Origin of the sequence: Floricoccus penangensis (assembly GCF_001832885.1) — a bacterium.
Taxonomy (GTDB): domain Bacteria; phylum Bacillota; class Bacilli; order Lactobacillales; family Streptococcaceae; genus Floricoccus; species Floricoccus penangensis.
On the sequence record NZ_MKIQ01000026.1, the window covers coordinates 53,086 to 77,774 of the forward strand.

General features: G+C 34.0%; 23 protein-coding genes. 17 read left to right on the plus strand and 6 right to left on the minus strand.

What is annotated here, in order from left to right:
- Positions 1-36: 36 nt before the first annotated feature.
- The 4 genes from rplI to rpsD all read left to right on the plus strand — a co-directional run bounded on the left by rplI (position 37) and on the right by rpsD (position 2,986).
- Complete coding sequence (gene rplI / locus BG262_RS04150; protein WP_070787621.1) at positions 37-489, plus strand: 50S ribosomal protein L9; 453 nt, start codon at positions 37-39, stop codon at positions 487-489.
- Positions 489-1,844, plus strand: a complete 1,356-nt coding sequence (gene dnaB / locus BG262_RS04155) for a replicative DNA helicase (RefSeq protein WP_070787622.1) — start codon at positions 489-491, stop codon at positions 1,842-1,844. The genes rplI and dnaB overlap by 1 nt, the downstream gene beginning before the upstream one ends.
- 21 nt (positions 1,845-1,865) lie before the next feature.
- Positions 1,866-2,183 carry a Veg family protein gene (locus BG262_RS04160; protein ID WP_070787623.1) on the plus strand — a complete coding sequence of 106 codons (318 nt, stop codon included), beginning with the start codon at positions 1,866-1,868 and terminating at the stop codon, positions 2,181-2,183.
- 191 nt (positions 2,184-2,374) lie between these two features.
- Positions 2,375-2,986 (plus strand): 30S ribosomal protein S4, encoded by a 612-nt coding sequence (gene rpsD / locus BG262_RS04165; protein WP_070787624.1) that lies wholly within the window; start codon positions 2,375-2,377, stop codon positions 2,984-2,986.
- A 157-nt stretch (positions 2,987-3,143) separates the two neighbouring features.
- On the opposite strand, the gene BG262_RS04170 is transcribed toward rpsD, so the two are convergent.
- Positions 3,144-5,141, minus strand: coding sequence for an ABC transporter ATP-binding protein/permease (locus BG262_RS04170; protein WP_070787625.1), 1,998 nt, complete (start codon positions 5,139-5,141; stop codon positions 3,144-3,146).
- A gap of 262 nt (positions 5,142-5,403) precedes the next feature.
- Here BG262_RS04170 and recA point away from each other — a divergent pair, with 262 nt between their 5' ends.
- The 13 genes from recA to BG262_RS04235 all read left to right on the plus strand — a co-directional run bounded on the left by recA (position 5,404) and on the right by BG262_RS04235 (position 17,917).
- Entirely contained in the window at positions 5,404-6,576 is a 1,173-nt protein-coding gene (gene recA, locus BG262_RS04175) for a recombinase RecA (RefSeq protein ID WP_070787626.1), read from the plus strand.
- A 103-nt stretch (positions 6,577-6,679) separates the two neighbouring features.
- Positions 6,680-7,078, plus strand: a complete 399-nt coding sequence (gene spx / locus BG262_RS04180; RefSeq protein WP_070787627.1) for a transcriptional regulator Spx — start codon at positions 6,680-6,682, stop codon at positions 7,076-7,078.
- Between the two features lie 310 nt (positions 7,079-7,388).
- Positions 7,389-8,162, plus strand: coding sequence for a TatD family hydrolase (locus tag BG262_RS04185; RefSeq protein ID WP_070787628.1), 774 nt, complete (start codon positions 7,389-7,391; stop codon positions 8,160-8,162).
- Positions 8,163-8,189: 27 nt separating this feature from the next.
- Positions 8,190-8,771 (plus strand): NUDIX hydrolase, encoded by a 582-nt coding sequence (locus BG262_RS04190; protein WP_233278817.1) that lies wholly within the window; start codon positions 8,190-8,192, stop codon positions 8,769-8,771.
- On the plus strand, positions 8,764-9,336 hold the full coding sequence (rnmV, locus tag BG262_RS04195; protein ID WP_099098653.1) for a ribonuclease M5: 573 nt from the start codon (positions 8,764-8,766) through the stop codon (positions 9,334-9,336). The genes BG262_RS04190 and rnmV overlap by 8 nt, the downstream gene beginning before the upstream one ends.
- Positions 9,333-10,217 carry a 16S rRNA (adenine(1518)-N(6)/adenine(1519)-N(6))-dimethyltransferase RsmA gene (gene rsmA / locus BG262_RS04200; RefSeq protein WP_070787630.1) on the plus strand — a complete coding sequence of 295 codons (885 nt, stop codon included), beginning with the start codon at positions 9,333-9,335 and terminating at the stop codon, positions 10,215-10,217. The genes rnmV and rsmA overlap by 4 nt, the downstream gene beginning before the upstream one ends.
- A 121-nt stretch (positions 10,218-10,338) precedes the next feature.
- On the plus strand, positions 10,339-11,391 hold the full coding sequence (locus tag BG262_RS10360) for a hypothetical protein (protein WP_083312893.1): 1,053 nt from the start codon (positions 10,339-10,341) through the stop codon (positions 11,389-11,391).
- Positions 11,392-11,474: 83 nt separating this feature from the next.
- Positions 11,475-12,356, plus strand: a complete 882-nt coding sequence (gene rsgA / locus BG262_RS04210; RefSeq protein WP_070787631.1) for a ribosome small subunit-dependent GTPase A — start codon at positions 11,475-11,477, stop codon at positions 12,354-12,356.
- Between the two features lie 3 nt (positions 12,357-12,359).
- Complete coding sequence (gene rpe, locus BG262_RS04215; protein WP_070787632.1) at positions 12,360-13,016, plus strand: ribulose-phosphate 3-epimerase; 657 nt, start codon at positions 12,360-12,362, stop codon at positions 13,014-13,016.
- A gap of 45 nt (positions 13,017-13,061) precedes the next feature.
- Positions 13,062-14,198, plus strand: a complete 1,137-nt coding sequence (locus BG262_RS04220; protein ID WP_070787633.1) for a metallophosphoesterase — start codon at positions 13,062-13,064, stop codon at positions 14,196-14,198.
- A complete protein-coding gene (locus tag BG262_RS04225) occupies positions 14,188-16,380 on the plus strand; it encodes an ATP-binding protein (protein WP_070787634.1) in 2,193 nt (730 codons plus the stop codon). Before BG262_RS04220 ends, BG262_RS04225 begins: the two co-directional genes overlap by 11 nt.
- Positions 16,377-17,333, plus strand: a complete 957-nt coding sequence (locus tag BG262_RS04230; protein WP_070787635.1) for a 3'-5' exoribonuclease YhaM family protein — start codon at positions 16,377-16,379, stop codon at positions 17,331-17,333. Before BG262_RS04225 ends, BG262_RS04230 begins: the two co-directional genes overlap by 4 nt.
- 8 nt (positions 17,334-17,341) lie before the next feature.
- Positions 17,342-17,917: a DNA-3-methyladenine glycosylase I gene (locus BG262_RS04235; RefSeq protein WP_070787636.1), complete on the plus strand. Its 576-nt coding sequence runs from the start codon at positions 17,342-17,344 to the stop codon at positions 17,915-17,917.
- 25 nt (positions 17,918-17,942) lie between these two features.
- Here BG262_RS04235 and BG262_RS04240 read toward each other — a convergent pair whose 3' ends face one another.
- The 5 genes from BG262_RS04240 to BG262_RS04260 form a co-directional block, all read right to left on the minus strand.
- Positions 17,943-18,467 carry a GNAT family N-acetyltransferase gene (locus tag BG262_RS04240; RefSeq protein ID WP_070787637.1) on the minus strand — a complete coding sequence of 175 codons (525 nt, stop codon included), beginning with the start codon at positions 18,465-18,467 and terminating at the stop codon, positions 17,943-17,945.
- 97 nt (positions 18,468-18,564) lie between these two features.
- Entirely contained in the window at positions 18,565-20,961 is a 2,397-nt protein-coding gene (locus BG262_RS04245) for a glycogen/starch/alpha-glucan phosphorylase (protein WP_070787638.1), read from the minus strand.
- A 14-nt stretch (positions 20,962-20,975) separates the two neighbouring features.
- Complete coding sequence (glgA, locus tag BG262_RS04250; RefSeq protein ID WP_070787639.1) at positions 20,976-22,409, minus strand: glycogen synthase GlgA; 1,434 nt, start codon at positions 22,407-22,409, stop codon at positions 20,976-20,978.
- Complete coding sequence (gene glgD / locus BG262_RS04255; protein WP_070787640.1) at positions 22,406-23,548, minus strand: glucose-1-phosphate adenylyltransferase subunit GlgD; 1,143 nt, start codon at positions 23,546-23,548, stop codon at positions 22,406-22,408. Before glgD ends, glgA begins: the two co-directional genes overlap by 4 nt.
- Positions 23,538-24,680: a glucose-1-phosphate adenylyltransferase gene (locus tag BG262_RS04260; protein ID WP_070787699.1), complete on the minus strand. Its 1,143-nt coding sequence runs from the start codon at positions 24,678-24,680 to the stop codon at positions 23,538-23,540. Before BG262_RS04260 ends, glgD begins: the two co-directional genes overlap by 11 nt.
- Positions 24,681-24,689: the final 9 nt, after the last annotated feature.

Sequence of the window (24,689 nt, forward strand, 5' to 3'; positions counted from 1 at the left end):
CTAGTGATAAGTTTAAATGATAAAAAGGAGATAGACATGAAAGTAATATTTTTAGCAGACGTAAAAGGTAAAGGAAAGAAAGGTGAAGTAAAGGAAGTACCAACTGGTTACGCACAAAATTTTCTAATCAAAAAGAATCTTGCTAAAGAAGCTACTAATGCAGCAGTTAGCGAACTTAACGGGCAAAAAAAAGCTCAAGCTAAATTAGATGCAGAAGTTCTTGCTGAAGCTAATTCTTTAAAAGAAGTTCTTGAAAAAGAAAATACAGTAGTTGAATTGAAAGAAAAAGTTGGTCAAGATGGGCGACTATTTGGAGCAATTAATTCTAAAAAAATTGCAGATGCTTTGAATGCCCAGTATGATGTTAAATTAGATAAACATAAAATTCAACTTGATAGTCCAATTAAATCATTAGGTGTAACCAAAGTACCTGTAAAATTACATAGAGATGTAACTGCAGTAGTTAGAGTACATGTCGGAGAAGCTTAATGGCTGAAATTGATATAATAAAAGCCCCACCACAAGACATTGAGGCTGAACAGGCCGTCTTGGGGGCAATTTTTCTGGATGCCGATAGGTTGATAGAGGTCAGAGAATTTATTGACACACCAGATTTCTATAAGTCTGCCCATCGAATAATTTTCTCTACAATGATTAAATTATCTGATGATAAAGAACCAATTGATGTTTTAACTGTCAGAAGTGCTCTTGAAAGTCAAGGTGATCTTGAGAGCATCGGAGGAATTTCTTACATCGCTGAGCTTGCAAGTATTGTTCCAACTAGTACTAATGCGGCCTACTATGCAAAAATCGTAGGAGAAAAATCGCTTTTACGAAATTTGATTAATAATTTAACAGCAAGTGTTGAAAAAGCATACGCTCAAGATGATAGTGCTGATAATATTTTAAGTGAAGCTGAAAAAGGTCTAGTAGATGTAGCTGAAAAGAAAAACCGCTCAGGATTTAAAAAAATATCAGATGTTTTGGATGCAAACTTTGAAGAAATTGATAGATTAAGTCAGCAAAGTGAACGTATAACTGGTATTGCAACGGGTTATACAGCCTTAGATGATTTAACTACAGGATTACATGAAGAAGAGTTAATAATTTTAGCAGCAAGACCTGCGGTTGGTAAAACAGCCTTTGCCCTAAACATTGCTCAAAATATCGGTACAAAATTAGATAAATCAGTAGCTATTTTTTCACTGGAAATGGGTGCCGAAAGTTTAGTTAACCGTATGATTGCAGCTGAGGGACGAATTGAATCCTATAATTTGCGTACAGGTAATTTAAGCAAAGAAGAGTGGGATAGTCTAACAATGGCTGTGGGAGTTCTATCTAATGCTGGAATATATATCGATGATACACCGGGTATAAAAATTACTGAAATTCGTGCTCGTTCGAGAAAATTAGCGCAAGAAACAGGAAATCTTGGTTTAATCCTTATTGATTACCTTCAACTTATTTCAGGTACTGGAAGAGAGAATAGACAACAAGAAGTTTCTGAAATCTCAAGACAGCTTAAGATTTTGGCAAAAGAGTTAAAAGTTCCAGTTATTGCACTTAGTCAGCTTTCACGTGGAGTTGAGCAAAGACAAGATAAGCGTCCTGTGCTTTCAGATATCCGTGAATCTGGATCAATTGAGCAGGATGCAGATATAGTAGCCTTTCTATATCGTGATGATTATTATGCACGTGAGGGAGAAGATGGCGAAGAGGTTGAAGAAGATAATACTGTTGAAGTTATCATTGAAAAAAACCGTAGTGGTGCGCGTGGAACAGTTAAACTAGCTTTTATTAAAGAATTTAATAAATTTGTAAACCTTTCATTTATGGAAGAATAATAGATAAGAAAGTAGGAATATATGTCACAAGCATTTGAAGATGTAGAAAAAATGAAGAAAATCAAGGAAGACGTCAGAAATCATGAGGGTCAAGTAGTCGGAATTACTAGTCAATATGGACGTAAGAGAGAAAATAGACGTGAAGGTACTTTAAGTGAGGTCTATGATTCTTTGTTTATAATTGTTTATGATCAAGACAGAAAACCTAAAGAAAGAGCAAGCTATAGCTACTCTGATATTCTTACTGAAAATATTTTAATCCACTATGCCGATCAACCTGATCCAATTGAAGAGGTTGTTGAGATTGATGTAGTAGAAGTAGTTGACGAAGAAGAATAAATTTGATAAACTAGTAAAGTTGAAATAGTGCAGCAAGTAATCAAGGAACTCGTCAACAATACATTTGGTTAATAAAGTAACCAAAGCTGTGAAGGTGAAAATGTATTGCACGAACCTGGGATTACTAAAACATTGTTTCTTCTAATATTAATAGTCAATATGACTAAATAAAAATTTGGAGGATGACATACATGTCACGTTATACAGGACCATCTTGGAAACTTTCTCGCCGTTTAGGTGTATCTCTTTCAGGAACTGGTAAAGAAATCGCACGTCGTAACTATGTACCTGGTCAACATGGACCAAACAACCGTAGCAAGCTTTCAGAATACGGTTTACAATTAGCTGAAAAACAAAAACTACGTTTTTCTTACGGATTAACTGAACGTCAATTCCGTAACTTATTCGTACAAGCAAGCAAAGTTAAAGAAGGAACACTTGGTTTCAACTTCATGGTTCTTCTTGAACAACGTCTTGATAACATTGTGTACCGTCTAGGTCTTGCAACTACACGTCCACAAGCACGTCAATTCGTAAACCACGGTCATATCCTAGTTAACGGTAAACGTGTTGATATCCCATCATACCGCGTACAACCAGGTGATGTTATCAGCGTTCGTGAAAAATCTCAAAAAGTACCTGCAATCCTTGAAGCTGTTGAAGCTACTCTTGGACGTCCAGCATTCGTATCATTCGATGCTGACAAATTAACTGGAACTTTAGAACGTTTACCAGAACGTGATGAAATCAACCCAGAAATCAACGAAGCACTTGTCGTAGAATTCTACAACAAACAACTTTAAGATTTACATAATAAATATGAGAAAGTCATTCTTGGAATGGCTTTTTTTGTATCTATTCTATTTTGATATTAGAAAAAAGGAAGTCATTTTATGGCTTCCATTTTGTTGAATTATAATTGTTTATATGAAAGTTTTAGAATGTTTAAGTCCAAATAGGTCATTCTGATGCCAAGGCTTCAATCATATTCATCTTACTTGCACGGCTTGATGGAGCAATACTTGCTACAAGTGCGATGACTATACCAACTACGATTGCAAAGATAACTGCTCCAGAAGTTATTTGAACTAAATTAAATTTAGCTAAACTGTAAAGAGCTTTGTTTAATAAGGTTTGTCCTGCTAATGCACCGGCAATTGCAATGATAGCTGCAAATATACCAAGCATTAAGCTTTCTCCTGTGAATAAGCGACGGATATCTTTTTTACGACTACCCATAGCTCTTAGAATACCGATTTCTTTAGTACGCTCAGTTACACTCATATAGGTAGTTACAACAATCATAAATATTGAAACGATTAATGAAATACCAGCAATTGCCGCAAGAACATATTTGATAATATCAAGGTAACTATTTATGGTTTTAAGAATATCTCCAGAACCAGCAGTAACGAATGCTTTTTTACCATTATTTTTAATATTTTGGATATCTTTTAATGCTTGATCAACATTTTTTGAATCATCAATTTCTGCAATAACAATACCAGTTTTAGTTTGCGCACCATTATCCTTGAGGGTTTGTTTCAACTCACTTTGATCCATGAAAATTGTACCTGATTGAGTCATTACATCTGCAACACCTGAAACTGTATATTCTTTTTCAATATTTATTGCTTTCTTAGCATCACTAGACATTATAGTATATGATAATTTAACGTTTTTACCAACTATAGATTTAAAGTTTTCATTATCATATTTGAGCGCTGCTTGTTTGCTTATAAGAATCTCACCAGCTTTAGGAACTTTACCAGCCTTTATGGCACTTACTTGTTGATTTGAACCCCAAGAAGTGATTGTTTGGAAGTTTTCACTAAAGTTGTCTACAGTCAATTTACCAGGTGCTACAGGATTGATATTATAAGATTCAGTAACTGATTTTACATGATCAACTTTTTTAATCTTATCAATCAACTGATCATCAAATAAGCTATTTTCATCCCCAGAATATAAAGACTGTTGACTTTCTTGCATAGCAAGCTCATTAGGTGTCTTGTCATCTTTAGTGACACGACGCATAATCATTGGATAATTGGGATTCAGTTGGTCGCTTACTTGCTTGTTGGCAAATTGACTAACACCATTACCGAGACCTAAGAATACCATTACAGAAAATAGACCAATTCCTGTACCAAGTGCGATTAAGAGATTTTGTTTCCAATTGTAAAGGAAATGTTTCCAAGCCATTCCAAGCGAACTTGAAAAACTCATAGCCTTGTTTTTAAATGATGGTTTAGCTTGAACAGCAGTGTAAGGATCTCTTAATTTTTCATCACTAGTAATTTGTCCATCAGCAAGCCTAATAATTCGAGTACCACAGTCAGCAACCTCTTGTGAGTGAGTTACAACGATTACAGTCTTACCACTTTCAGCAATATCGCTCAAAATTTTAAGGACTTCTTTTGTATTTTGACTATCAAGTGCTCCAGTCGGCTCATCTGCGATGATGATTTCAGGGTCATTTGCTAATGCTCTAGCAATTGCAACACGTTGTTTTTGTCCACCAGAGAGTTGATTTGGGTTCTTCTTTCGGTGCTCAAAAAGTCCAACTTGCTTTAATAATTCTTCAGCTTTTTTAATCTGTTGATTATGATTCAAATCAGTCATTTTAAGACTCAAAAGGACGTTATCTAAAACTGATAAGTAATTTACGAGATTAAAACTTTGGAAGATAAAGCCAACTGTGCTTCGGCGGTAATCGTCCATAGCTTTTTCTGTTTTAGAACGTTGGTCTTCATTGTTTACGATGACTTCACCTTCAAACTCTTTATCAAGTCCACCAATGATATTCATCAAGGTAGATTTACCACCACCAGATTCACCTAGTATACTTGCAAATTCACCCCGTTCAAAAGAAAGATTTAATCCTTTTAGGACGGGAAACTCTTCTTTGCCAAGATAGTATGATTTGCGAATGTTTTTTAATTCTAATATTGGCATATCTTCTCCTTTATAAAATTTACATAATTCATTAATTAATACCTTGTTAATTATATACTTTTTGCGAAAAATCGCCTAAGACCTAAGCCCTATTTTGTAAAAATAGTAAGAAAAATAATAAAAAATAAAGTTATTTTTTCGTATATATATATAGATTAAGTGATAAAGATAGAAATACAAAATGAAAACCGCATTCTATTAAAATAAGAGTAAAAATGTTATAATTAAAGGGACTTCGAACAATAAGAAATGGAGACAAATATTGGCAAAAGTAAAGAAAAAAACAGAAGAAATAACTAAAAAATACGGTGAAGAAAGAGAAAAAGCATTAAATGATGCTATGAAAATCATCGAGAAAGATTTTGGTAAAGGTGCTTTGATGCGTCTTGGGGATAAGGCTGAACAAAAAGTACAAGTTATGAGTTCAGGTAGCTTAGCTCTTGACCTAGCTCTAGGTGCTGGTGGGTATCCTAAAGGAAGAATCATCGAAATCTATGGACCTGAATCATCAGGTAAGACAACAGTAGCTCTTCATGCTGTTGCTCAGGCTCAAAAAGAAGGTGGAATTGCAGCCTTTATTGATGCTGAACATGCATTAGATCCAGCTTATGCTCAAGCTCTAGGTGTAAATATTGACGAACTTCTACTATCACAACCAGATAGTGGAGAACAAGGTCTTGAAATAGCTGGTAAACTAATCGATAGTGGAGCCATTGATTTAGTAGTAATCGACTCAGTAGCTGCTCTTGTGCCTCGTGCTGAAATTGACGGGGATATAGGTGATAGCCACGTTGGTTTGCAGGCCCGCATGATGAGTCAAGCTATGCGTAAACTTTCAGCAAGTATCAATAAAACAAAAACAATTGCTATTTTTATTAACCAACTTCGTGAAAAAGTTGGGGTTATGTTCGGTAATCCAGAAACAACACCCGGTGGACGCGCACTTAAATTCTACGCATCAGTTCGTTTAGATGTCCGTGGAAATACTCAAATCAAGGGTACTGGCGATGATAAAGATCAAAATGTTGGTAAAGAAACTAAGATTAAAGTTGTAAAAAATAAGGTTGCACCACCATTTAAGGTAGCAGAAGTTGAAATAATGTATGGAGAAGGTATCTCGCAAACTGGTGAACTTCTTAAAATTGCTTCAGATCTTGATATCGTTCAAAAATCTGGTGCTTGGTACTCGTATAATGGTGAAAGAATCGGCCAAGGTTCAGAAAAAGCAAAACTTTATTTGAAAGAACATCCGGAAGTATTTGAAGAAATTGATCATGCAGTTCGTGTTTATTATGGATTAATTGCAGCTGATGAATCTGAGAAAGTAGAGTCTTCAAAAGATAAAAAAGATATAAAAGATATAAAAGATATAAAAGATACAGAACCTGAGAACATTGAATTAGAGCTTGAAGGCGAAATTGAAATTGAAGAGTAATAGAAAAATCTCAAACTACATTTTGAATAAACCCTTGTAATAAAGGTGTCAAATGGTATAATTACCACATGATAGTAGTTCCTTTTCGATAGGAGGATGTTCTATGCTTACAATTTATACTGCGCCATCATGCACAAGTTGCAAAAAGGCTAAAGACTGGTTTTTAAGACATCAAATTTCTTACAATGAAAGAAATATGATTAGTAGTCCTTTGACAGAAACTGAAGTAATAAGCATTTTAGCAATGACTGAAGATGGTGTTTATGGGGTGATTTCAACACGTAACCGTTTTGTTAAACAGTTAAATATTGATTTTGAGGAATTGAGCTTTAGTGAAATGGTAAGAATTATTTCGGAGAATCCACAGATATTACGTCGTCCGATTATTAAAGATGATCGAAGATTAAATATTGGATACAACGAAGAAGAAATTCGTACTTTTTTACCAAGAGCTGTACGCACAATTGAGAACAGAGATGCTCGTCTAAGGAGTGTCATCTAATAATCCGTAATTGAAAAGAAACAAGAAGAAGGTGCATGAAAATGCACCTTTTTTTTAACTATTTATAAATAATCTTAAATCTATTTGTTATTGTTGATTAAAATAGAAATACCTTCATTTTACTACGTTGTCGATTATACTAATAAGCAAGCTTATTAGTATAAATCGCAATGATGTATTAGTCTATTTTTAAGTGACTATAGAAGAGTGGGCATATTATATTTAAGGGAATAGGGTAAGGTTCATAAATGTGCTATAATTGAATTAATTATAGCTTAAAAGCATTGATTTTGATAAAGAGGTACTTATAATGATTTTTGATACACATACACACTTGAATGTAGAAGACTTTGCAGGAATTGAAGATGAAGAGCTTGCCTTAGCTAAAGAACATGATGTTACGGAAATGGCAATTGTCGGATTTGACTATCCAACAATTGAGCAATCTTTAGCCTTATCTGATAAATATGAAAATCTATATAGTATAATTGGTTGGCATCCGACAGAGGCAGGGGATTATAATCAAGAAGTAGAAGATTATCTACTAAAAAATATGTCTAATCCCAAAGTTATCGGTTGGGGAGAAATTGGTCTTGATTATCACTGGATGACTTCACCTAAGGAAGTGCAAGAAGCAGTTTTTAGACGTCAGATTGCATTATCAAAAGAAGTTGACCTGCCTTTTATTGTCCATACTCGCGATGCGCTTGAAGATACATATGAGATCATTAAGTCAGAAGGTGTCGGTCCTCGTGGTGGTATAATGCACAGTTTTTCAGGAAATTATGAGGAAGCAAAAGAATTCATGGATCTTGGAATGTATATTTCTTTTTCCGGAGTCGTTACTTTTAAGAAAACGATTGAACTTCAAGAAGCAGCTCAAAAACTTCCACTAGATAAAATACTAGTGGAAACTGATGCACCTTATCTTGCTCCTATGCCCTATCGTGGTAAACAAAATCATTCAGCCTACACAAAGTACGTCGTGGAGAAAATCGCTGATCTACGTGGAATGACTTATGAGGAAGTAGCCAAACAAACTCAAGAAAATGCTCATAAACTTTTCGGACTGGAGAAAAAGTAGATGGATAAAGGGAAAATGCTCTATGACTTGCAACGGCTAAATGCTATCGCAGATGCAGGACTTCACTACGGAAAAGATGTTTTTGATTTAGAAAGGTATGGCGAACTCAAAGAAGTTACAGCTGCCCTACTTGAAAATCTTGAATTAGTAGATAGATCTGAACTTGCTGAACTTAAGAAACCTTTGGGTAAATACCCGACACCATCTGTTGATGTGCGAGCTTTCGTCGTAAAAGATGATAAAATACTCCTCGTAAAAGATATGCGTGGCGGCGAGTGGGCACTCCCTGGTGGCTATGCTGAGGTCGGTACCTCTTTGGAGAAAAATGTATTGAAGGAACTATCTGAAGAAGCTGGAATGTCTGGGTCTATTAATCGTTTACTAGCAATTTTTGATACTAACAAGTATAATCCTCAGTTGACTCAGTACTATAAGGCAATTTTTTTAGTGGATGAATTGTCCTTTGATTTTAAGGAGAACAGTGAAACGGATGAATTTGGATATTTCTCTATGGAAGAATTGCCTAAACTATCCAATTTGCGTAATAGCCAGGAGCAATTGGAAATCTGTTTTGATTTGTATAAGAGTGGTGATATATTAATTGATTGAAGAAAATAAAGAAAAAATAAAGATATCTGAAGTTATAGTAGTTGAAGGTAAGGATGATACAAGTCGTCTTAAACAATTTTTTGAAGTTGATACTTTTGAGACTAAAGGTTCTGCTTTGACAGAAGAAGATATTGAAAAAATAGAAATGTTGGAAGAACTTCGTGGAGTAATTATCTTTACTGACCCTGACTTTTCAGGTGAAAAGATAAGAAAACGTATTGTTCAAGCAATTCCAAATGTAAAGCAAGCATTTTTAAAGCAAGATGAAGCAAGACCTAAATCAAAAACTAAAGGTCAGTCTTTGGGTGTTGAGCATGCAAGTTATGAGGACTTAAAAGAAGCTCTCAAAGATGCCAGACAAGGTAACTTAGAATTTCCTCAGATACCAACTAATGTTTTGAGTGAACTCGGCTTAATTATGTCAAGCGATGGCAAAAAACGTAGAGAGTACCTTGGTGAAAAATTGAGAATTGGTTATGTTAATGCCAAACAACTACCAAAGAGACTAGCGCTTTTTGCTATAACTGAAGAAGAAGTAAGAAATATTATGGAGAATTATAAATGAGTAACATTGCAGACTATCACAACACCAGAGCTATTTTAGAGCGCCATGGTTTCTCTTTCAAAAAAAGTTTAGGACAAAACTTCCTAACTGATCCCAATATTCTAGAAAAGATTACAGCAACTGCTGACTTATCTGATCAAGTTAATGTAATTGAAATTGGTCCTGGTATTGGGGCATTAACAGAGTTTTTAGCAAGAAATGCTGCTGAAGTCATGGCATTTGAAATAGATGACCGTCTGATTCCAATTTTGGATGAAACATTAGCAGATTATGATAATGTACAGGTCGTGAATGAAGACATATTGAAAACAGACCTACAAAGTCAGATTAAGAAATTCAAAAATCCTGAACTACCAATTAAGGTAGTAGCAAATCTTCCATACTACATTACAACTCCAATTCTTATGCATTTGATTGAAAGTAAAATTCCATTCGCTGAATTTGTAGTTATGATGCAAAAAGAAGTGGCAGATAGAATTAGTGCTGAACCAAATACTAAATCATACGGAAGTCTTTCAATTGCCGTTCAATATTTCATGGATGCATCAGTAGCATTTATTGTACCTCGTACTGTATTTGTTCCAGCACCAAATGTAGACAGTGCAATTCTTAAGATGGTAAGACGCGATCACCCCCTTGTTGAAGTTAGTGATGAAGATTTCTTCTTCAAAATGAGTAAAATGGCGTTCCTTCATCGTAGAAAAACGTTATGGAATAATTTATTAGCACAATTTGGTAAGGCAGATGAAACGAAAGTTAAATTAGCAAAAGCACTTGAAGAAGCAGAAATTTCTCCAACAATCCGTGGAGAAGCTCTTTCAATTCCAGAATTTGCAAAATTATCAGAAGCTCTTTATAGAAATATGGTTGAAGAGGTATAGAATAATTTAAAATACGACTATCCGGTCGTTTTTTTTTACATATAATAACATCATATTTCGACAATCCTATGATATAATTGATATATATTTAATTGTATAACAATATTAAAGGGGTATTGGAATGAAAAAATTATTAAAAATTTTTAGTTCTTGGAGTAAGAAAAAGAAATTCGCTGTTTTATTTGGTATATTTATTGTTTTAGGAGCATTTTTAAGTGGATTTAGCAAATCATTAATTGATTTTGAAGAAAGTAAAATCAGAGCAAATCAAGATGGGGTTTATTTTGTTGCGGGAAATGCTGATAAAAATGCAACTGTTCAATTTGATGGAGAAATTATAAGCCTAAATTTAGATAATGGTGGAAAATTTGAACAATTAATAACTCCCCAAAAATCACCAACTGAAAAAATTCAAGAAGTTAAAGTCATTGCAAAATATAAAGGTAAAGAGACTGAGAGAACATTAGAAGTTGATAACAGCAGTTATTTTGAATATCAAGAAAAGCTTAAAGAGGAAAAGAGGAAAGAGGCTCAGAGGCAAAAAGAGGCCGAAGATGATGCTATAAGCAAGTTAAAAGAGGTAGAAGCAAATCCAACTAGGAATAATCTAGAGATTGCTAAGTCTTTTGTTAGAAAGATACCTCAAGAAAATTCTGATATAACAGATAGATTAAATAAAGCGACTAAGGAAGTTGAAGATAGAGAAAAGGAATATAAGGCAAAGGTAGATGATGCCAACTCTAAATTATCACTTGCTGAAAAAAATCCTACTAAGGATACAATAGCTGCCGCTGATAGTGCAATAAATTCATTATCAGAAGATAGTAAGGAAAATTATTCAACAAGGCTTTCAAATGTGAAAGAAAAATATGCAAAGCAAGAAAAAGATAATGCAGATAAAGCAGCAAAAGAAAAAGCCCAAGCAGAGCAGGCAGCGAAGACTCAAGCAGAAGCAGATAAAAAAGTTCAGGCAGAAGCAGATAAGCATGCAGCCCAAGAACAAGCGGCTCAAGCACCACAAGCACTTGTTGATAATAATAATTCAGCAACGGTTTACATTACTCCTACTGGTAAAAGATATCATACACATCCACATGGAAATGGTAGCTTTTCTTCAACTACTATAGAAAATGCAGAGGCACAAGGATATACACCATGTGAAAAATGCTATTAATATTTAAAGCTACAGCCACTATTCTGTGGCTTTTTTCTTTCATCATTAATGAATGATAGCTCATAATCGTGTATAATATAGATATGAATAAAAAAGGAAGAATTATTAAATCACTTGCTGGTTTTTACTATATTGAAAACCAAGGTGAGATTGAAAGAACACGCGCGCGTGGAAATTTTAGAAAACGAGACATCAAACCTGTTGTAGGTGATTTTGCTGAATACACAGCTGATGAAGATAGTGAAGGTTATATTTTGAGCATTGAGGAAAGAAAAAATTTCCTTGTTCGTCCGCCGATTGCTAACATTGACCAAGCCGTAGTTGTAATGAGTGCAGTAGAGCCTGATTTTTCTCTGAACCTTTTAGATAGATTTTTGGTTCTTTTGGAGCACAAATACATCAAACCGCTTATTTATATCAGTAAGCTTGATTTACTGGAAGACACATCATATTTTGAGCAAGTTCAAAAAGACTATAAAAAAATTGGCTATTACATTTTTTTCAAACCAGAAGATTTACTTGAACATTTTAAGGACAAAGTAACGGTCTTTATGGGTCAAACGGGAGCTGGGAAGTCAACTCTTTTAAACAAGATTGCGCCAGGCCTTACCATCGAAACACAAGAAATTTCTGACAAGCTTGGGCGTGGTCGCCATACGACTCGTCATGTTGAACTTTTCCCTATCGCAGGAGGATGGATTGCTGATACACCAGGGTTCTCTTCGATTGATTACGAAGTAAAGGATGCACCAGACTTAAATGAGGCTTTCATTGATATCCTTCACTATAGTCATGACTGTAAGTTTAGAGAATGCACTCATACACACGAGCCAGGATGCGCTGTTAAACTTGCGGTCGAAGACGGGGATATCCTAGATAGTCGTTACCAAGATTATCTGCAACTGTTGTCAGAGGTTCAAAACAAGCGAGAAACATACGCTAAAAATAGAAGTAAGAAAGGTTAAAACATGAAAATTGCACCATCTATCTTAAGTGCCGATTTTGGCCATTTTGCCCGTGACGCAAAAGTAATTGAAGAATCAGGAGCTGAATACATTCATATTGATATAATGGATGGTCACTTTGTTGATAATTTGACTTTCGGAGCAGGTGTTGTTAAGGCTATTAGAAAATCGAGCAAATTAGTTCTAGACTGTCATTTGATGGTAGAAAACCCTGAAAAATATGTTGATGAATTCGCTGAAGCTGGAGCTGATATCATGTCAATTCATGTTGAGGCAACAAATCACATTCATGGTGCCTTGCAGAAAATTAAGAATTCTGGAATGAAGGCAAGTGTTGTTATTAACCCAGGAACTCCTGTGGATGCTATTAAACCAGTACTTTCTATGGTTGACCAAGTATTGGTAATGACAGTTAACCCAGGCTTTGGTGGTCAAAAATTCATACCAGAATGTCTGGATAAAGTAGCAGAATTAAGTGCCATAAAAAGTGCTAAGAAGTATTCTTATGATATTGAAGTTGATGGTGGAGTCGACGATAAGACTATTAAGGCATGTCGTAATGCTGGAGCAAATGTCTTTGTCGCAGGAAGCTATGTCTTCAATGGAGATGTTGCTGAGAGAGTAGAAAAATTAAAATCATCATTAGCGGTAGAACTTTAAGCAAATACCGTATATAGTTTTAAGAACTATATTTAGAAAGTTATTATGAAGTTTTTGCATGTTGCAGATTTGCATTTAGATAGAGAATTTGAAGGCTTGAAACAAAAAGTAGTCTATAAACCATATAAAATATTAGAAGAGATTACTGATTTTTCAATTGAAGAATCAGTAGATTTTCTTGTACTTGCAGGTGATAATTTTCATCAGTCTAAGCCTAGTATTAAGATGCAAAATTATTTCATACAGGAGTTGAAAAAGTTAGAGACAGCTGGGATTACAGTCTTCTTAATCTTTGGTAATCATGATTATTATCGCCAAAATACATATTGGTTTGATTTCCCAAAGAATGTTCAAGTCTTTTACAGTCAAGATATTGAAACTAAGTATTTTCAAACAGGTAATGGAGAGAAGATTGCAGTATCTGCTTTTTCTTATCTTGAACCTCATATCAGTCAAAATAAGATTAAGGAATACCCCAAACGAGATTATTCAGTTGATTATCATATCGGAATCTTTCATGGAGAACTTGGTGGTAGTTCATATGCACCAACGACCATAACTGATATAAATATCAAAAACTATGATTACTGGGCTTTGGGTCATATACATCTTCAATCTAATATAGCTGATAATATTATCTATCCAGGTACTCCAATAGGTAGAAATCGTAAAGAAATTACTAGTCAGGTAGCTCTTGTTGAACTAACAGATACAGGTATGAAGTTGGAGTTAGTAGACTTATCTCCAACTCATTGGAAAAATGAAACAATAGATTTATCTGGTTTATCCACACTTAGTCAAGTTATGTTTGAAATTCGTCAGCACCTTGAAGATGAAAGCAATTTTTATAGCCTATACTTTTCAAATTATCAAGATATTAAGGAACAATTGAAAGAAGCACTAACAAGCGGAGAACTTGTGGATAGTTTACGAGCCGAAGGCAAGGTGATAGTTAAAACAAGATTATTACCATTGGAAGATTCAAACTCAAAACATGAAAAAATTGATTTACCTTTAGATGCCCTTTCGCATCTTGATTTTTATAAGCTGGCAGAAAATTTACCAAGAAATATTGAAATTCAAAAGATTATTTCTGAGGATTTTTTAGATGAGTTAGAGTCAGATTTATCAAATTTTATAGATGAAAACTTCAATTTCCAAGGAGGTTCTCATGAAAATTAAGAGAATTGAAATCGAAGGATTCGGAAAACTCGTTAATCAAAGTTATGATTTTTCTCAGTTTACGGTTGTCTTAGGAAATAATGAGGCAGGTAAATCAACACTTTTAGCCTTCATCAAATATATGATTTTTGGTTTTGAAAACAGGACTAAATCTAACCGAGATTTCTATCCACAGAATAGTAAAATTTATGGTGGAAAACTTTTATTAGAGCTTGATGGGGAAGAGATTTGGCTTGAACGTATAAAAACGAAGAAATCTGGAAATCCAACATTCAAAGCAGGGTATTCTAGTGGTGCTGAAATATCTGAGGATGAATGGCTTGAGTTAATAAGTCCTATGTCAGTAAATCTATTTGACCAGATTTACTCTGTAACTCAGGAAAACTTACAAATAAATCGAGAAAAAGATTACGATGCTGAGAGCTTAGATGCTCAGTGGAGAATGGCTTTAACGACTGGTACAGTTGCTTTATATGATAAAGAGCAGGACCTTATCAAAGAAAAAAATAGTATTTATACTAGTCCTAAGGCAATGTCTAAGCCTTTAAACATACAGCTAGCTTCACTTGAAGAGATTAAAAGGAAGATAGCTGATAAAGAAGCAGAAGAAATTGAACTTGCTCCCTTGATTAAGGAAAGTGAAGAACGTGCCACAGAGATTACACGTATTCGTTCATTGATAAATCAATTAGAAAAAGATAGACAAGATTTAGAGCATAAGCTTAATTATGAAGAGAATTATTATCAATATTTAGATTTATCATCTGAACTTAAGCAGGCTGAACCAATTCCAGACCAAGCAGAATATGATGATCTCTTAGCTCAATATGAAATTTTTAATTCATTACAATCAGAAATTTCATATTTAGAAAAAAAAGTTGATTCTAATATTGAGCAACTTCACTTACTTGATAAGCCAAGAAACAACTTTTTATTAGAAGAAGATACTAGAGATAACTTAAGTCAAATACAGGATATTTATCCACAAGCATTAGAAGAAGAAAAATATATTAACCAAATTAGTAACAAAAGGGATAATTCATGGAAATTTTTCTTACTCGCCGTGATTATTTTAACTGCTTCAAGTTTAATAATGCTATCAGATGAATATCGCATATATGCTTATCTTGCCCTTGCATTGGAAGTCATTACTGCAGTTATCGTTTACATTTACTCAAAAACATCTAGCAATACACAGGATATAGCGGATACTAATGCTTTGAATGATTTCTTTAATCTTACTTCATATTTTCGTGAGTGGTATCAGCTACCTAATGATGTGAGGGGGCAATATCAGATTATTAAATCAATAGAAACAGAGCTTCAAAACCTCTATTTATCTTTTGAGCGTTATGATAATTTAGAAAATGAAGCAGATTTATCCCAACTATATGCAAACTTAGATGATTTACTTTTTAATTATCCACATGTGGATAATGTTCCAAATATGATTAGGATTTGGCAATCAACTGAACAAAAGATTGACTATCAAAAAAGACAATATAATGCCTTATCTAGGATTTTTGATTTATCAGAAGATGATGAAATTAATTTTGATGAAATTGCGATACAGGTTGAAGAGATTGAAAGTCAAATAGCTGTCCTCAATGAAAAGCTTAATTCTTTGATTGATGATAATAGTATAATTTCTGTCAGAATTGAACAGAAGAAAAGTGATGGCAGCTTGGGAGAATTGCAAATGAATTTGGAGCTGGGTCGAACGGAACTTTCTGAAACAATCAAAGAGTATATGATAAAGGCTACTCAAATTGATCTTATCAAGAATGCTACTGCCAGTCTTTCGACTCACAGTTTACCTGATATTTTACAGGTTGCTGAGGAATATTTATCACTTTTGACGGATGGCTACTGGAACCAGATTGATTTAGATAGTGATTTATTAATGCTTACCAATACTGACGGGGTAAGTCTTAGATTACTTGATTTATCTACTGGAACAAGGGACCAACTTCAACTAGCAGTCAGGTTAGCATTCATTAAAGCCAAGAATTTGAATTTCCCTATTTTCTTGGATGATAGCTCTTTGAGGTATGATAAGGATCGAAGGGGTAATTTGTTGAGTATTCTAAGGGATGTTGCAAGAGAAGACCAAGTCATTATTTTTACTAGTGACAGGGCATTTGATAGAGAAGAAAAAGAAAAGGAAGTAATAAGACTATGAGTCAATTAAAAGATTTAGCTGTAGGAGATCGTTTCGAGGGTTTTTATTTAATAAAATCAGCAGAAGTTAGAAAAACTCGTGCTGGTAAGGATTATATTGCAATGACTTTCCAAGACAGAACTGGTACAATTTCTGGAAATTTATGGGATGCTCAAGCCCATAATGTTGAAGAATTTATTGCAGGAAAAGTTGTTTACATGCGTGCTGTTAAGGAACTCTACAATGGTATGCCTCAAGTAAATCAAATTTTCTTACGTTTACCTGAAAATACTGAACCTAATAATCCAGCAGATTTTAAAGAAAAACCACCTGTTTCTGCAGATGAGTTAAGGGAATATGTGCAAAAGGTTATCTTTAAGATTGAAAATGGTATTTGGAATAGGATTGTTCGTCATATCTTTAAAAAATATGATAAAGAATTTTTCCAATTTCCAGCTGCTAAAGTTAATCATCATGCATTTGAAACTGGACTTGCCTTCCATACAGTGACAATGGTACAGCTTGCTGAAAGAATTACTGAAGTTTACCCAAGATTAAATGCAAGTTTAATGTATGCTGGTATTTTGCTTCATGACATGGCTAAAACAATTGAGTTAAGCGGACCGGTAAATACTTCATATACGCTTGCTGGTAATTTAATTGGACATATTGTTTTAATTGATGAGGAAGTATCAAAAGCAGTAGCTGAACTTGGTATTGATGAAAATGATGAAGATGTGATTTTATTACGTCATGTTTTGCTAAGCCATCATGGTCAGCTTGAATATGGTAGTCCTGTTCGTCCGCATATTATGGAAGCTGAAATTATTCATATGATTGATAACCTAGATGCTAGTATGATGATGATGATGACAGCATTAAATCAAGTAGGACCAGGAGAAATGACACCTCGCATTTTTGCACTTGATAATAGAAATTTTTATCGTCCAAACTTTGATAAAAAGAAAGACTAGTTAATTATATGAAGAAGAGATGTGCGTGGACTGGGAAAACTGAAAATATGATTGAATATCATGATAAGGTTTGGGGAGTTCCAGTCCATGATGATCAAGCACTTTTTGCAAAACTATCGCTTGATTTAATGCAAGCAGGCCTATCTTGGATGACCATTCTTAATAAGACTGAAAATTTTTATGCAGCGTTTGATGACTTTGATTATAAAAAGATTGCTAAGTATGATGATCTAAAACGTCAAGAATTACTTTCTGATGCAGGGATTGTTCGTAACCGTTTGAAAGTTGATGCAATAATTAATAATGCCAATCGTATTTCCGAAATTCAAGAAGAGTTTAGTTCATTTGATTCATATCTTTGGGGATTTGTGGATAATAAACCAATAATACGTTATCCACATGTGGATGGTTTCTTAGCTAATAATGAATTATCGGATAGAATATCAAAAGATTTGAAGAAACGCGGTTTTAAATTTGTAGGTACAACCATAATTTATGCCTTTCTACAGGCAGTAGGTATTATTGAAGATCATGAAGAAACTTGCTTTAGAAAAGAAGAATTGAATAACAATAAAAATGATTAAGCACATACTTAATCATTTTTATTGTTTAGAATTCTAGATAGAAGTAAATATCAGTTTTTCCTTCTTGTTGAGTAAATTTATAGTTCATATTATCTATTCCACCAATTTTAAAACCATTATTAAGGTAGAAGCGACATGCTGCCAGGTTATTATCTTGTCCGATAGTATTTATTCCTTTATATCCTCTATTTTTAATTTCTCCTACAGCAGAAGTGAGTAGTAAGGAAGCAATACCTTGTTTACGATATTCTTTGTTTACCTTTAAGTCCATTAAATACATGAATTTATTCCAAGTATCTTCAAAAATGGCGAATCCTATACATTTCTCTCCATCAAAGGCTGCAAGGGCAAAACCTCTATTATCAATATTTTCTAAAGAATAGTTTTCATCTGGGAATTTCATAGACCAAGATTTTTCGAAAATTTCTTCTTGATAAGACCATGTTTCGTCTTTAAATGTTGGAATCAGCTTGCCAAATATGTGAAAATCTTCATTGGGTAGCTGAAGACTTTCTTTATTTTCATTATTTATTCTAATAATTTTTATCATAATTTATCATATTGCTTAAAAACCCACTAGGATATCTAGTGGATTAATTTTCGTGTTTTAGGTTACTATGCCCATATCATTTTTGATTTTAAGATTTTTAATTGTGTTTAATATTCCAGATTTCTTCCGCATAAAGTCTAATAGTATCATCAGCACTAAATCTGCCAGAATTTGCAATATTGTTTAGAGCCATTTGAGACCATCTAATTTTATCGCGATAGATATCATTGATATATTTTTGAGCATTAACATATGATTCAAAATCTTCTAATAAGAAGTATTCATCATTATGGCGAATTAATGCATCATAGATTTCTTGACCTTCTGATTGTGAGTTTAGAATTGTACCGTCTATAAATGTATTAACAACACGATTAATAGTTGGATTTTCCTCATATAGTTTACGTGCATTATAGTCATGTTTTTCATAATGATCATAAACTTCATCAGTATTCATACCAAAGATTACGATGTTATCATCACCGACAGCATCTTTAATTTCAATGTTTGCTCCATCAAGTGTTGCAAGAGTGATAGCACCATTCATCATGAATTTCATGTTTGAAGTACCACTAGCTTCCTTACCTGCTGTAGATATTTGTTCAGAAACATCTGAGGCTGGAATAATTAACTCTGCAAGAGTTACATTATAGTTAGGTAGGAAAACAACTTTCAGTTTGTCTTGAAGACTTTCATCATTATTAACTAAGTTAGCAACTTCGTTAATTAGTTTAATTACAGACTTTGCAAAGCGATATCCAGGAGCGGCTTTCGCACCGAAGATAAATACTCGTGGAACCATGTCAATATCTGGATTATCTTTAATATCCCAATATAGTTTAATGATGTGTAAAAGATTTAATAATTGACGTTTATAGGCATGAAGTCTTTTAACTTGGACATCAAAGATAGCATCAGGATTGAGTTCAATACCTTGAGTTTCTTTAACGTATGCAGCAAGTTTTTTCTTATTTTCTTTTTTAACTTCGTAAAACTCGTTTAGTACTTTTTCATCAGTGATGAATTTTTCTAAGTTTTTAAGTTGGTGAATATCAGAGCGCCATTCTTTACCGATTAGCTTATCGATTTCATCCGACATAAGTGGATTAGAGATTTGTGACCAACGACGTACGATAATTCCATTTGTCTTATTATTGAATTTTTCTGGATAAATTTGGTAGAAGTCGTTAAGTACATCAGAGATGAGTAAGTCAGTATGGAGTTTAGCAACACCGTTTACTGAATGACCACCGATGATTGAAAGGTTAGCCATATGAATTTTTTCATTACGAATAATTCTTGTGTTTTCAATGATTTTGCCAGGGAACTTTCCTGAAACTTCTTCAACATAACGACTATCAATTTCATTTACGATTTGATAGATACGAGGAAGGATTTCTTTAAATAGATTGCAATCCCATTTTTCAAGTGCTTCCGCTAATATAGTATGATTTGTATAACTCATAACTTTAACTGTAGAATTCCAAGCATCTTCCCAGACAACACCATAATCATCCATTAGAATGCGCATGAATTCTGGTACCGCTAGTGCAGGGTGAGTATCATTGATATGCACTGCAACTAATTCATGGATATCTTTTAGGTCTTTCCCAGTTTTAAGATAGTTCTTAATGATAGTTTGAAGTCCTGCAGAAACCATGAAATACTCTTGAATTAGACGAAGGGACTTTCCTTCATAAGATGAATCATCTGGATAGAGGATATTTGTAATATCTTCTATTTTACGTCGATCTTCAATAGTACGGTATTTATCTTCTTCTGATTCAGGAATTTCTACATCCCATAAACGAAGGTTGTTCACCACACCGTTTTGGAAACCAATTTGTGCAATATCATAAGGTACAGCACGTAAAATTGTAGGATCTTCATAGAAAGGTTCGAAATTTCCTTCTTTATTTGGATAAAGGTATACTTTGCCATAGATTTTTACTTCTACTGCAGAGTGTGGTTTTTTTGTTTCCCAGACATTTCCGTCAGTTCCAAGCCAAGCATCAGGAAGTTCAATTTGGTAGCCATCAACAATCTTTTGTTTAAATAAACCGTATTTATAGCGAATACCATTACCAAAACCTGGTGCCCCAATTGTAGCAAGTGAATCCATGAAGGCAGCAGCAAGACGCCCTAGTCCACCATTACCTAAAGCCATATCTTTTTCAGCGTTTACTACATCTGAAAAGTCTACGTCAACATCCTTGAAAGCATCTTCAACTAAATCAAGTATTCCAAGATTTAGTAAATTAGTTTCAAGCATACGGCCTGGTAAAAACTCAATTGAGAAGTAGTAGGCAGTTTTTACATCTTCTTCAACTAAATCATGTCTTCTTTCAAGCCAAGGTGTTGAGATATACTTTTTAATTAAATGTGCAAGTGCTAAAAAGCGTTCCTCATCAGTAGATTCATTGATCTTAACAATAAAATCTCTATGCAATTGATCTTTGAAATCTCTGATAAACTGTTCTTTTGTAAGTTCCATGTTACTCCTTTGTTTTAATTTAGTTCCCAATATAAATTTAAATATTCAAGGCTAGCAGTATCCCAAGAGAAGTCTTGTTCCATTGCATTTTTTTGAAGTTTCTTCCAAGCCTCTTGGTCTCTATTATACAATAAATTGGCAGAAGCGAGCACGTCTTTTAGCCAATAACTATCAAAACTCTTGAAACCAAATCCTGTACCCTCACCAGTTAGTGGGTTGTAAGGGCTTACTGTATCTTTAAGGCCACCAATTTCATGAACAAGTGGTAAGTTTCCGTAACGCATAGCCATCATTTGTGATAGACCACATGGTTCAAATGCACTAGGCATTAAGAATAAATCACTTCCACCATATATTCTTTGTGCAAGTTCTAGGTTAAAGTTGATAATTGTAGCAACTTGATCAGGATAGTTTTCGGCAAACCAAGAGAAGCCTTCTTCAAATTCTTTGTATCCTGTTCCTAAAATGACAAATTGGATATCCCAATTCAAGATTTCTTTCATTTGTTCTAGGACTAAATGAAAACCTTTTTGATAAGTAAGTCGACTAACAATACCAACTAGCATTACGTCTTCACGAACAGGAAGTCCAACTTGTTTTTGAAGTTCCGATTTATTAATAGTTTTATCTTTAACTGTTTTTAAAGAATAATTTTTAAATAGGAATTCATCTTTTGCAGGATCGAAAATCTCAGTATCAATCCCATTTACAATTCCAGAAAGCTTACTACTCTGAGCACGAAGAATTGAATCGAGACCTTTACCAAATTCTGGTGTTTGAATTTCTTTAGCATATGTTGGAGAAACAGTTGTTATTTTATTAGCATAAATCAAGCCAGATTTAAGCCAATTGAAACAACCATCTTGCTGAAAAGTTCCATCATTATATTTATCCATACTTAGGTTGAAAAGTTCACCTAAAGTAGCTGGATCATATTGCCCTTGAAATTCAATGTTATGAATGGTTAATAGTGTATTTATATATGGATAGCCGTCAATCCAAGCATATTTTTCTCTTAGGAGAACGGGAATCATTGCTGTATGATAATCATTTACGTGAATAACATCTGGAATAAATTCAAGTTGCGGAAGAATTTCAAGAACAGCTTGCTGGAAGAAGGCAAATCTTTCTCCATCATCATAGAAACCATAAACACCATCACGATTGAAGTAGTATTCGTTATCAATGAAGTAGAAGTGTACGTTTTCAAAATATATATGTTTTACACCAGCATACATGTGTCTCCATCCAACATCGACATATGTATAAAATAGATCTTCAGCCTGGTCCTTAAAGTGTTGTGGTATTCCCTTGTAATAAGGTAATATAACTCTGGCATCAACATCCTTTTTTTTGTTGAGACTCTTAGGCAATGCACCTAGAACATCTCCAAGACCACCAGTTTTTATAAAAGGGGCAGCTTCTGCCCCAACTAACAATATTTTCATCCTTTAATATCCTCTGTAATTTTATCTGATTTTCCAATAATAACAGGTTTTTCAGGTGTACCTTTGATAGTGACATTATCAGCAATTTCTGCACTTTTATCAATAATTGCATATTCAATATTGACGTTTTTTCCAATTTTTACTTTAGGGAAGAGAATTGAATCTTTTACTACTGATTCGTCATCAACTAAACAATTCCTAGAGATAATTGAATGAAGAACACTTCCATTGATAATAGAGCCAGATGCAAATTGTGAGTTTTCAACACGAGAGTTTTCTGAGTAGTAAGTTGCTTCCTCATTTTTTACTTTTGTATAAACTTTTTGACTTCCAAAAAGGAGAGAATTGAATTTGTGAGGATCAAGCATATCCATATTAGCATCATAATATGTCTTCACATCATGGATATTAGCGAGATAACCAGTGTATTCATAAGCTAGAGCATCAGTTTCGGAAACTTGATTACTTAAAAGGTAACGAAGTTTACGAGGTTCAGCTTTAGCCTGTTCTTGTTCCATCAATTCAATTAACCAGTCAGTACTTACTACATAAGTTCCAGCTGACATGGTAGCATCACTATTCGTGTGTTTACTTGGATCAAATTGAGAAGCTCCAACTACAGTATCTGTGTCATCGATTTCTAATATTTGGTTAGCAGATGATAGTTTTTCATTAGCCATTCTTTTATAAACAACAGTCATTTTTCTTTTATTTGCTGTATGAACATGGATTACTTGACTAAGATTGATATTGCAAAGAATGTCGCAGGTTGAGAATATAGTGTAGTCGCTACCTGTTCTCTTTAAATAAGTTAATAGCTTTTCATAGTAATCATCATCTGCATAAACATCATTAAAGTCTTTATTATAAAAGCCGATAAAAAGGTGGCTAAGAAGGCTATTTAATCCCCATTCGCGACCATTTCTTATATGGTCAAGTACACTGTTAACCTTATCTTCATGGAATATAGCATACACGTTATGAATATCAGCATTAATGAGATTAGATAATTGAAAGTCAATTAATCTATATTTTCCATCAAAAGGAAGTGTAGCTAGTGGGCGATTAGCTGTTAATTCATCCATCTCATGATAACCAACAGCATTTCCTAAAATTGCGCAATATTTATCAATCTTCATCTTTTGGTACTCCTATGACTTCTTTATATCCAATAACTTGAATATCTTCTTCACCAATAATCTCAGTATCTGCTCCAATAACAGCATTAGAACCTATAATAGCTCGTTTAATTACAGCATTTTCATTTATAATAGCCCCTGGCATTATAAATGAATCCTCTACAACTGCACCCTCTTTAACTTGTACATTTGTTGATAATATTGAATGAGTAACCTTTCCTGAAACAACACAACCATCAACTACAAGTGAATCTTTAACTGATGCTTTTGAAGTGATGAAATTTGGTGGAGCAATTTCATTTTTTGAGTAAATTTTCCATTGACGATTTCTTGAATCTAATTCATTTTCAGGTGATATATATTCCATATTTGCTTCATGAAGGGAGTCAATTGTACCCACATCCTTCCAATACCCTTCAAATTCGTAGGCATAAACTCTTTCGCCAGAATCAAGGAAAGCCGGAATGACATTTTGTCCGAAGTCACTCATATCAACACCGTTTTTTGCACCGTTTATGAGAGTTTCGCGAAGCTCTCTCCAATTGAAGATATAGATCCCCATAGATGCTTTTGTTGATTTTGGATGCTCTGGTTTTTCATCGAATTCTACAATTCTATTAGAAGAATCAGTGTTCATAATACCAAAGCGACTCGCCTCTTTAAGAGGAACATCAATTACAGCAACAGTAAGACTCGCTAGATTGTCTTTATGAGAATTTAACATTTCGTCATAATCCATCTTATAAATATGATCTCCTGAGAGAATTAAGACATATTCAGGATTAATATGATCAATATAGTCCATATTTTGGTAAATGGCATGACTAGTTCCTTCAAACCATTTATTCCCTTCAGTTGCACTATATGGTTGAAGAATTGAGACGCCAGAATTTATTCCATCAAGCCCCCATGCTGACCCATTTCCAATATGTTCATTTAAAGCTAAAGGCTGATATTGAGTTATTACTCCAACATTTTTAATTCCAGAATTTGCACAGTTTGAGAGTGCAAAATCAATAATACGGTATCGCCCACCAAATGGAACAGCAGGTTTAGCTATAGATTGAGTTAATTTACCAAGTCTAGTTCCTTGTCCCCCGGCTAAAATCAATGCGAGCATATCTTTACTCATTTGCATTAC

Coding starts and splice junctions, on each gene's coding strand:
- BG262_RS04240 (WP_070787637.1), bottom strand. CDS start 18,467: ATGATAAAAATTATTAGAATAAATAATGAAAATAAAGAAAGTCTTCAG.
- spx (WP_070787627.1), top strand. CDS start 6,680: ATGCTTACAATTTATACTGCGCCATCATGCACAAGTTGCAAAAAGGCT.
- BG262_RS04230 (WP_070787635.1), top strand. CDS start 16,377: ATGAGTCAATTAAAAGATTTAGCTGTAGGAGATCGTTTCGAGGGTTTT.
- BG262_RS10360 (WP_083312893.1), top strand. CDS start 10,339: ATGAAAAAATTATTAAAAATTTTTAGTTCTTGGAGTAAGAAAAAGAAA.
- BG262_RS04220 (WP_070787633.1), top strand. CDS start 13,062: ATGAAGTTTTTGCATGTTGCAGATTTGCATTTAGATAGAGAATTTGAA.
- BG262_RS04235 (WP_070787636.1), top strand. CDS start 17,342: ATGAAGAAGAGATGTGCGTGGACTGGGAAAACTGAAAATATGATTGAA.
- rpe (WP_070787632.1), top strand. CDS start 12,360: ATGAAAATTGCACCATCTATCTTAAGTGCCGATTTTGGCCATTTTGCC.
- rsmA (WP_070787630.1), top strand. CDS start 9,333: ATGAGTAACATTGCAGACTATCACAACACCAGAGCTATTTTAGAGCGC.
- BG262_RS04225 (WP_070787634.1), top strand. CDS start 14,188: ATGAAAATTAAGAGAATTGAAATCGAAGGATTCGGAAAACTCGTTAAT.
- rpsD (WP_070787624.1), top strand. CDS start 2,375: ATGTCACGTTATACAGGACCATCTTGGAAACTTTCTCGCCGTTTAGGT.
- BG262_RS04170 (WP_070787625.1), bottom strand. CDS start 5,141: ATGCCAATATTAGAATTAAAAAACATTCGCAAATCATACTATCTTGGC.
- BG262_RS04245 (WP_070787638.1), bottom strand. CDS start 20,961: ATGGAACTTACAAAAGAACAGTTTATCAGAGATTTCAAAGATCAATTG.
- glgD (WP_070787640.1), bottom strand. CDS start 23,548: ATGAAGATTGATAAATATTGCGCAATTTTAGGAAATGCTGTTGGTTAT.
- glgA (WP_070787639.1), bottom strand. CDS start 22,409: ATGAAAATATTGTTAGTTGGGGCAGAAGCTGCCCCTTTTATAAAAACT.
- BG262_RS04160 (WP_070787623.1), top strand. CDS start 1,866: ATGTCACAAGCATTTGAAGATGTAGAAAAAATGAAGAAAATCAAGGAA.
- dnaB (WP_070787622.1), top strand. CDS start 489: ATGGCTGAAATTGATATAATAAAAGCCCCACCACAAGACATTGAGGCT.
- BG262_RS04185 (WP_070787628.1), top strand. CDS start 7,389: ATGATTTTTGATACACATACACACTTGAATGTAGAAGACTTTGCAGGA.
- BG262_RS04260 (WP_070787699.1), bottom strand. CDS start 24,680: ATGAGTAAAGATATGCTCGCATTGATTTTAGCCGGGGGACAAGGAACT.
- rplI (WP_070787621.1), top strand. CDS start 37: ATGAAAGTAATATTTTTAGCAGACGTAAAAGGTAAAGGAAAGAAAGGT.
- rsgA (WP_070787631.1), top strand. CDS start 11,475: ATGAATAAAAAAGGAAGAATTATTAAATCACTTGCTGGTTTTTACTAT.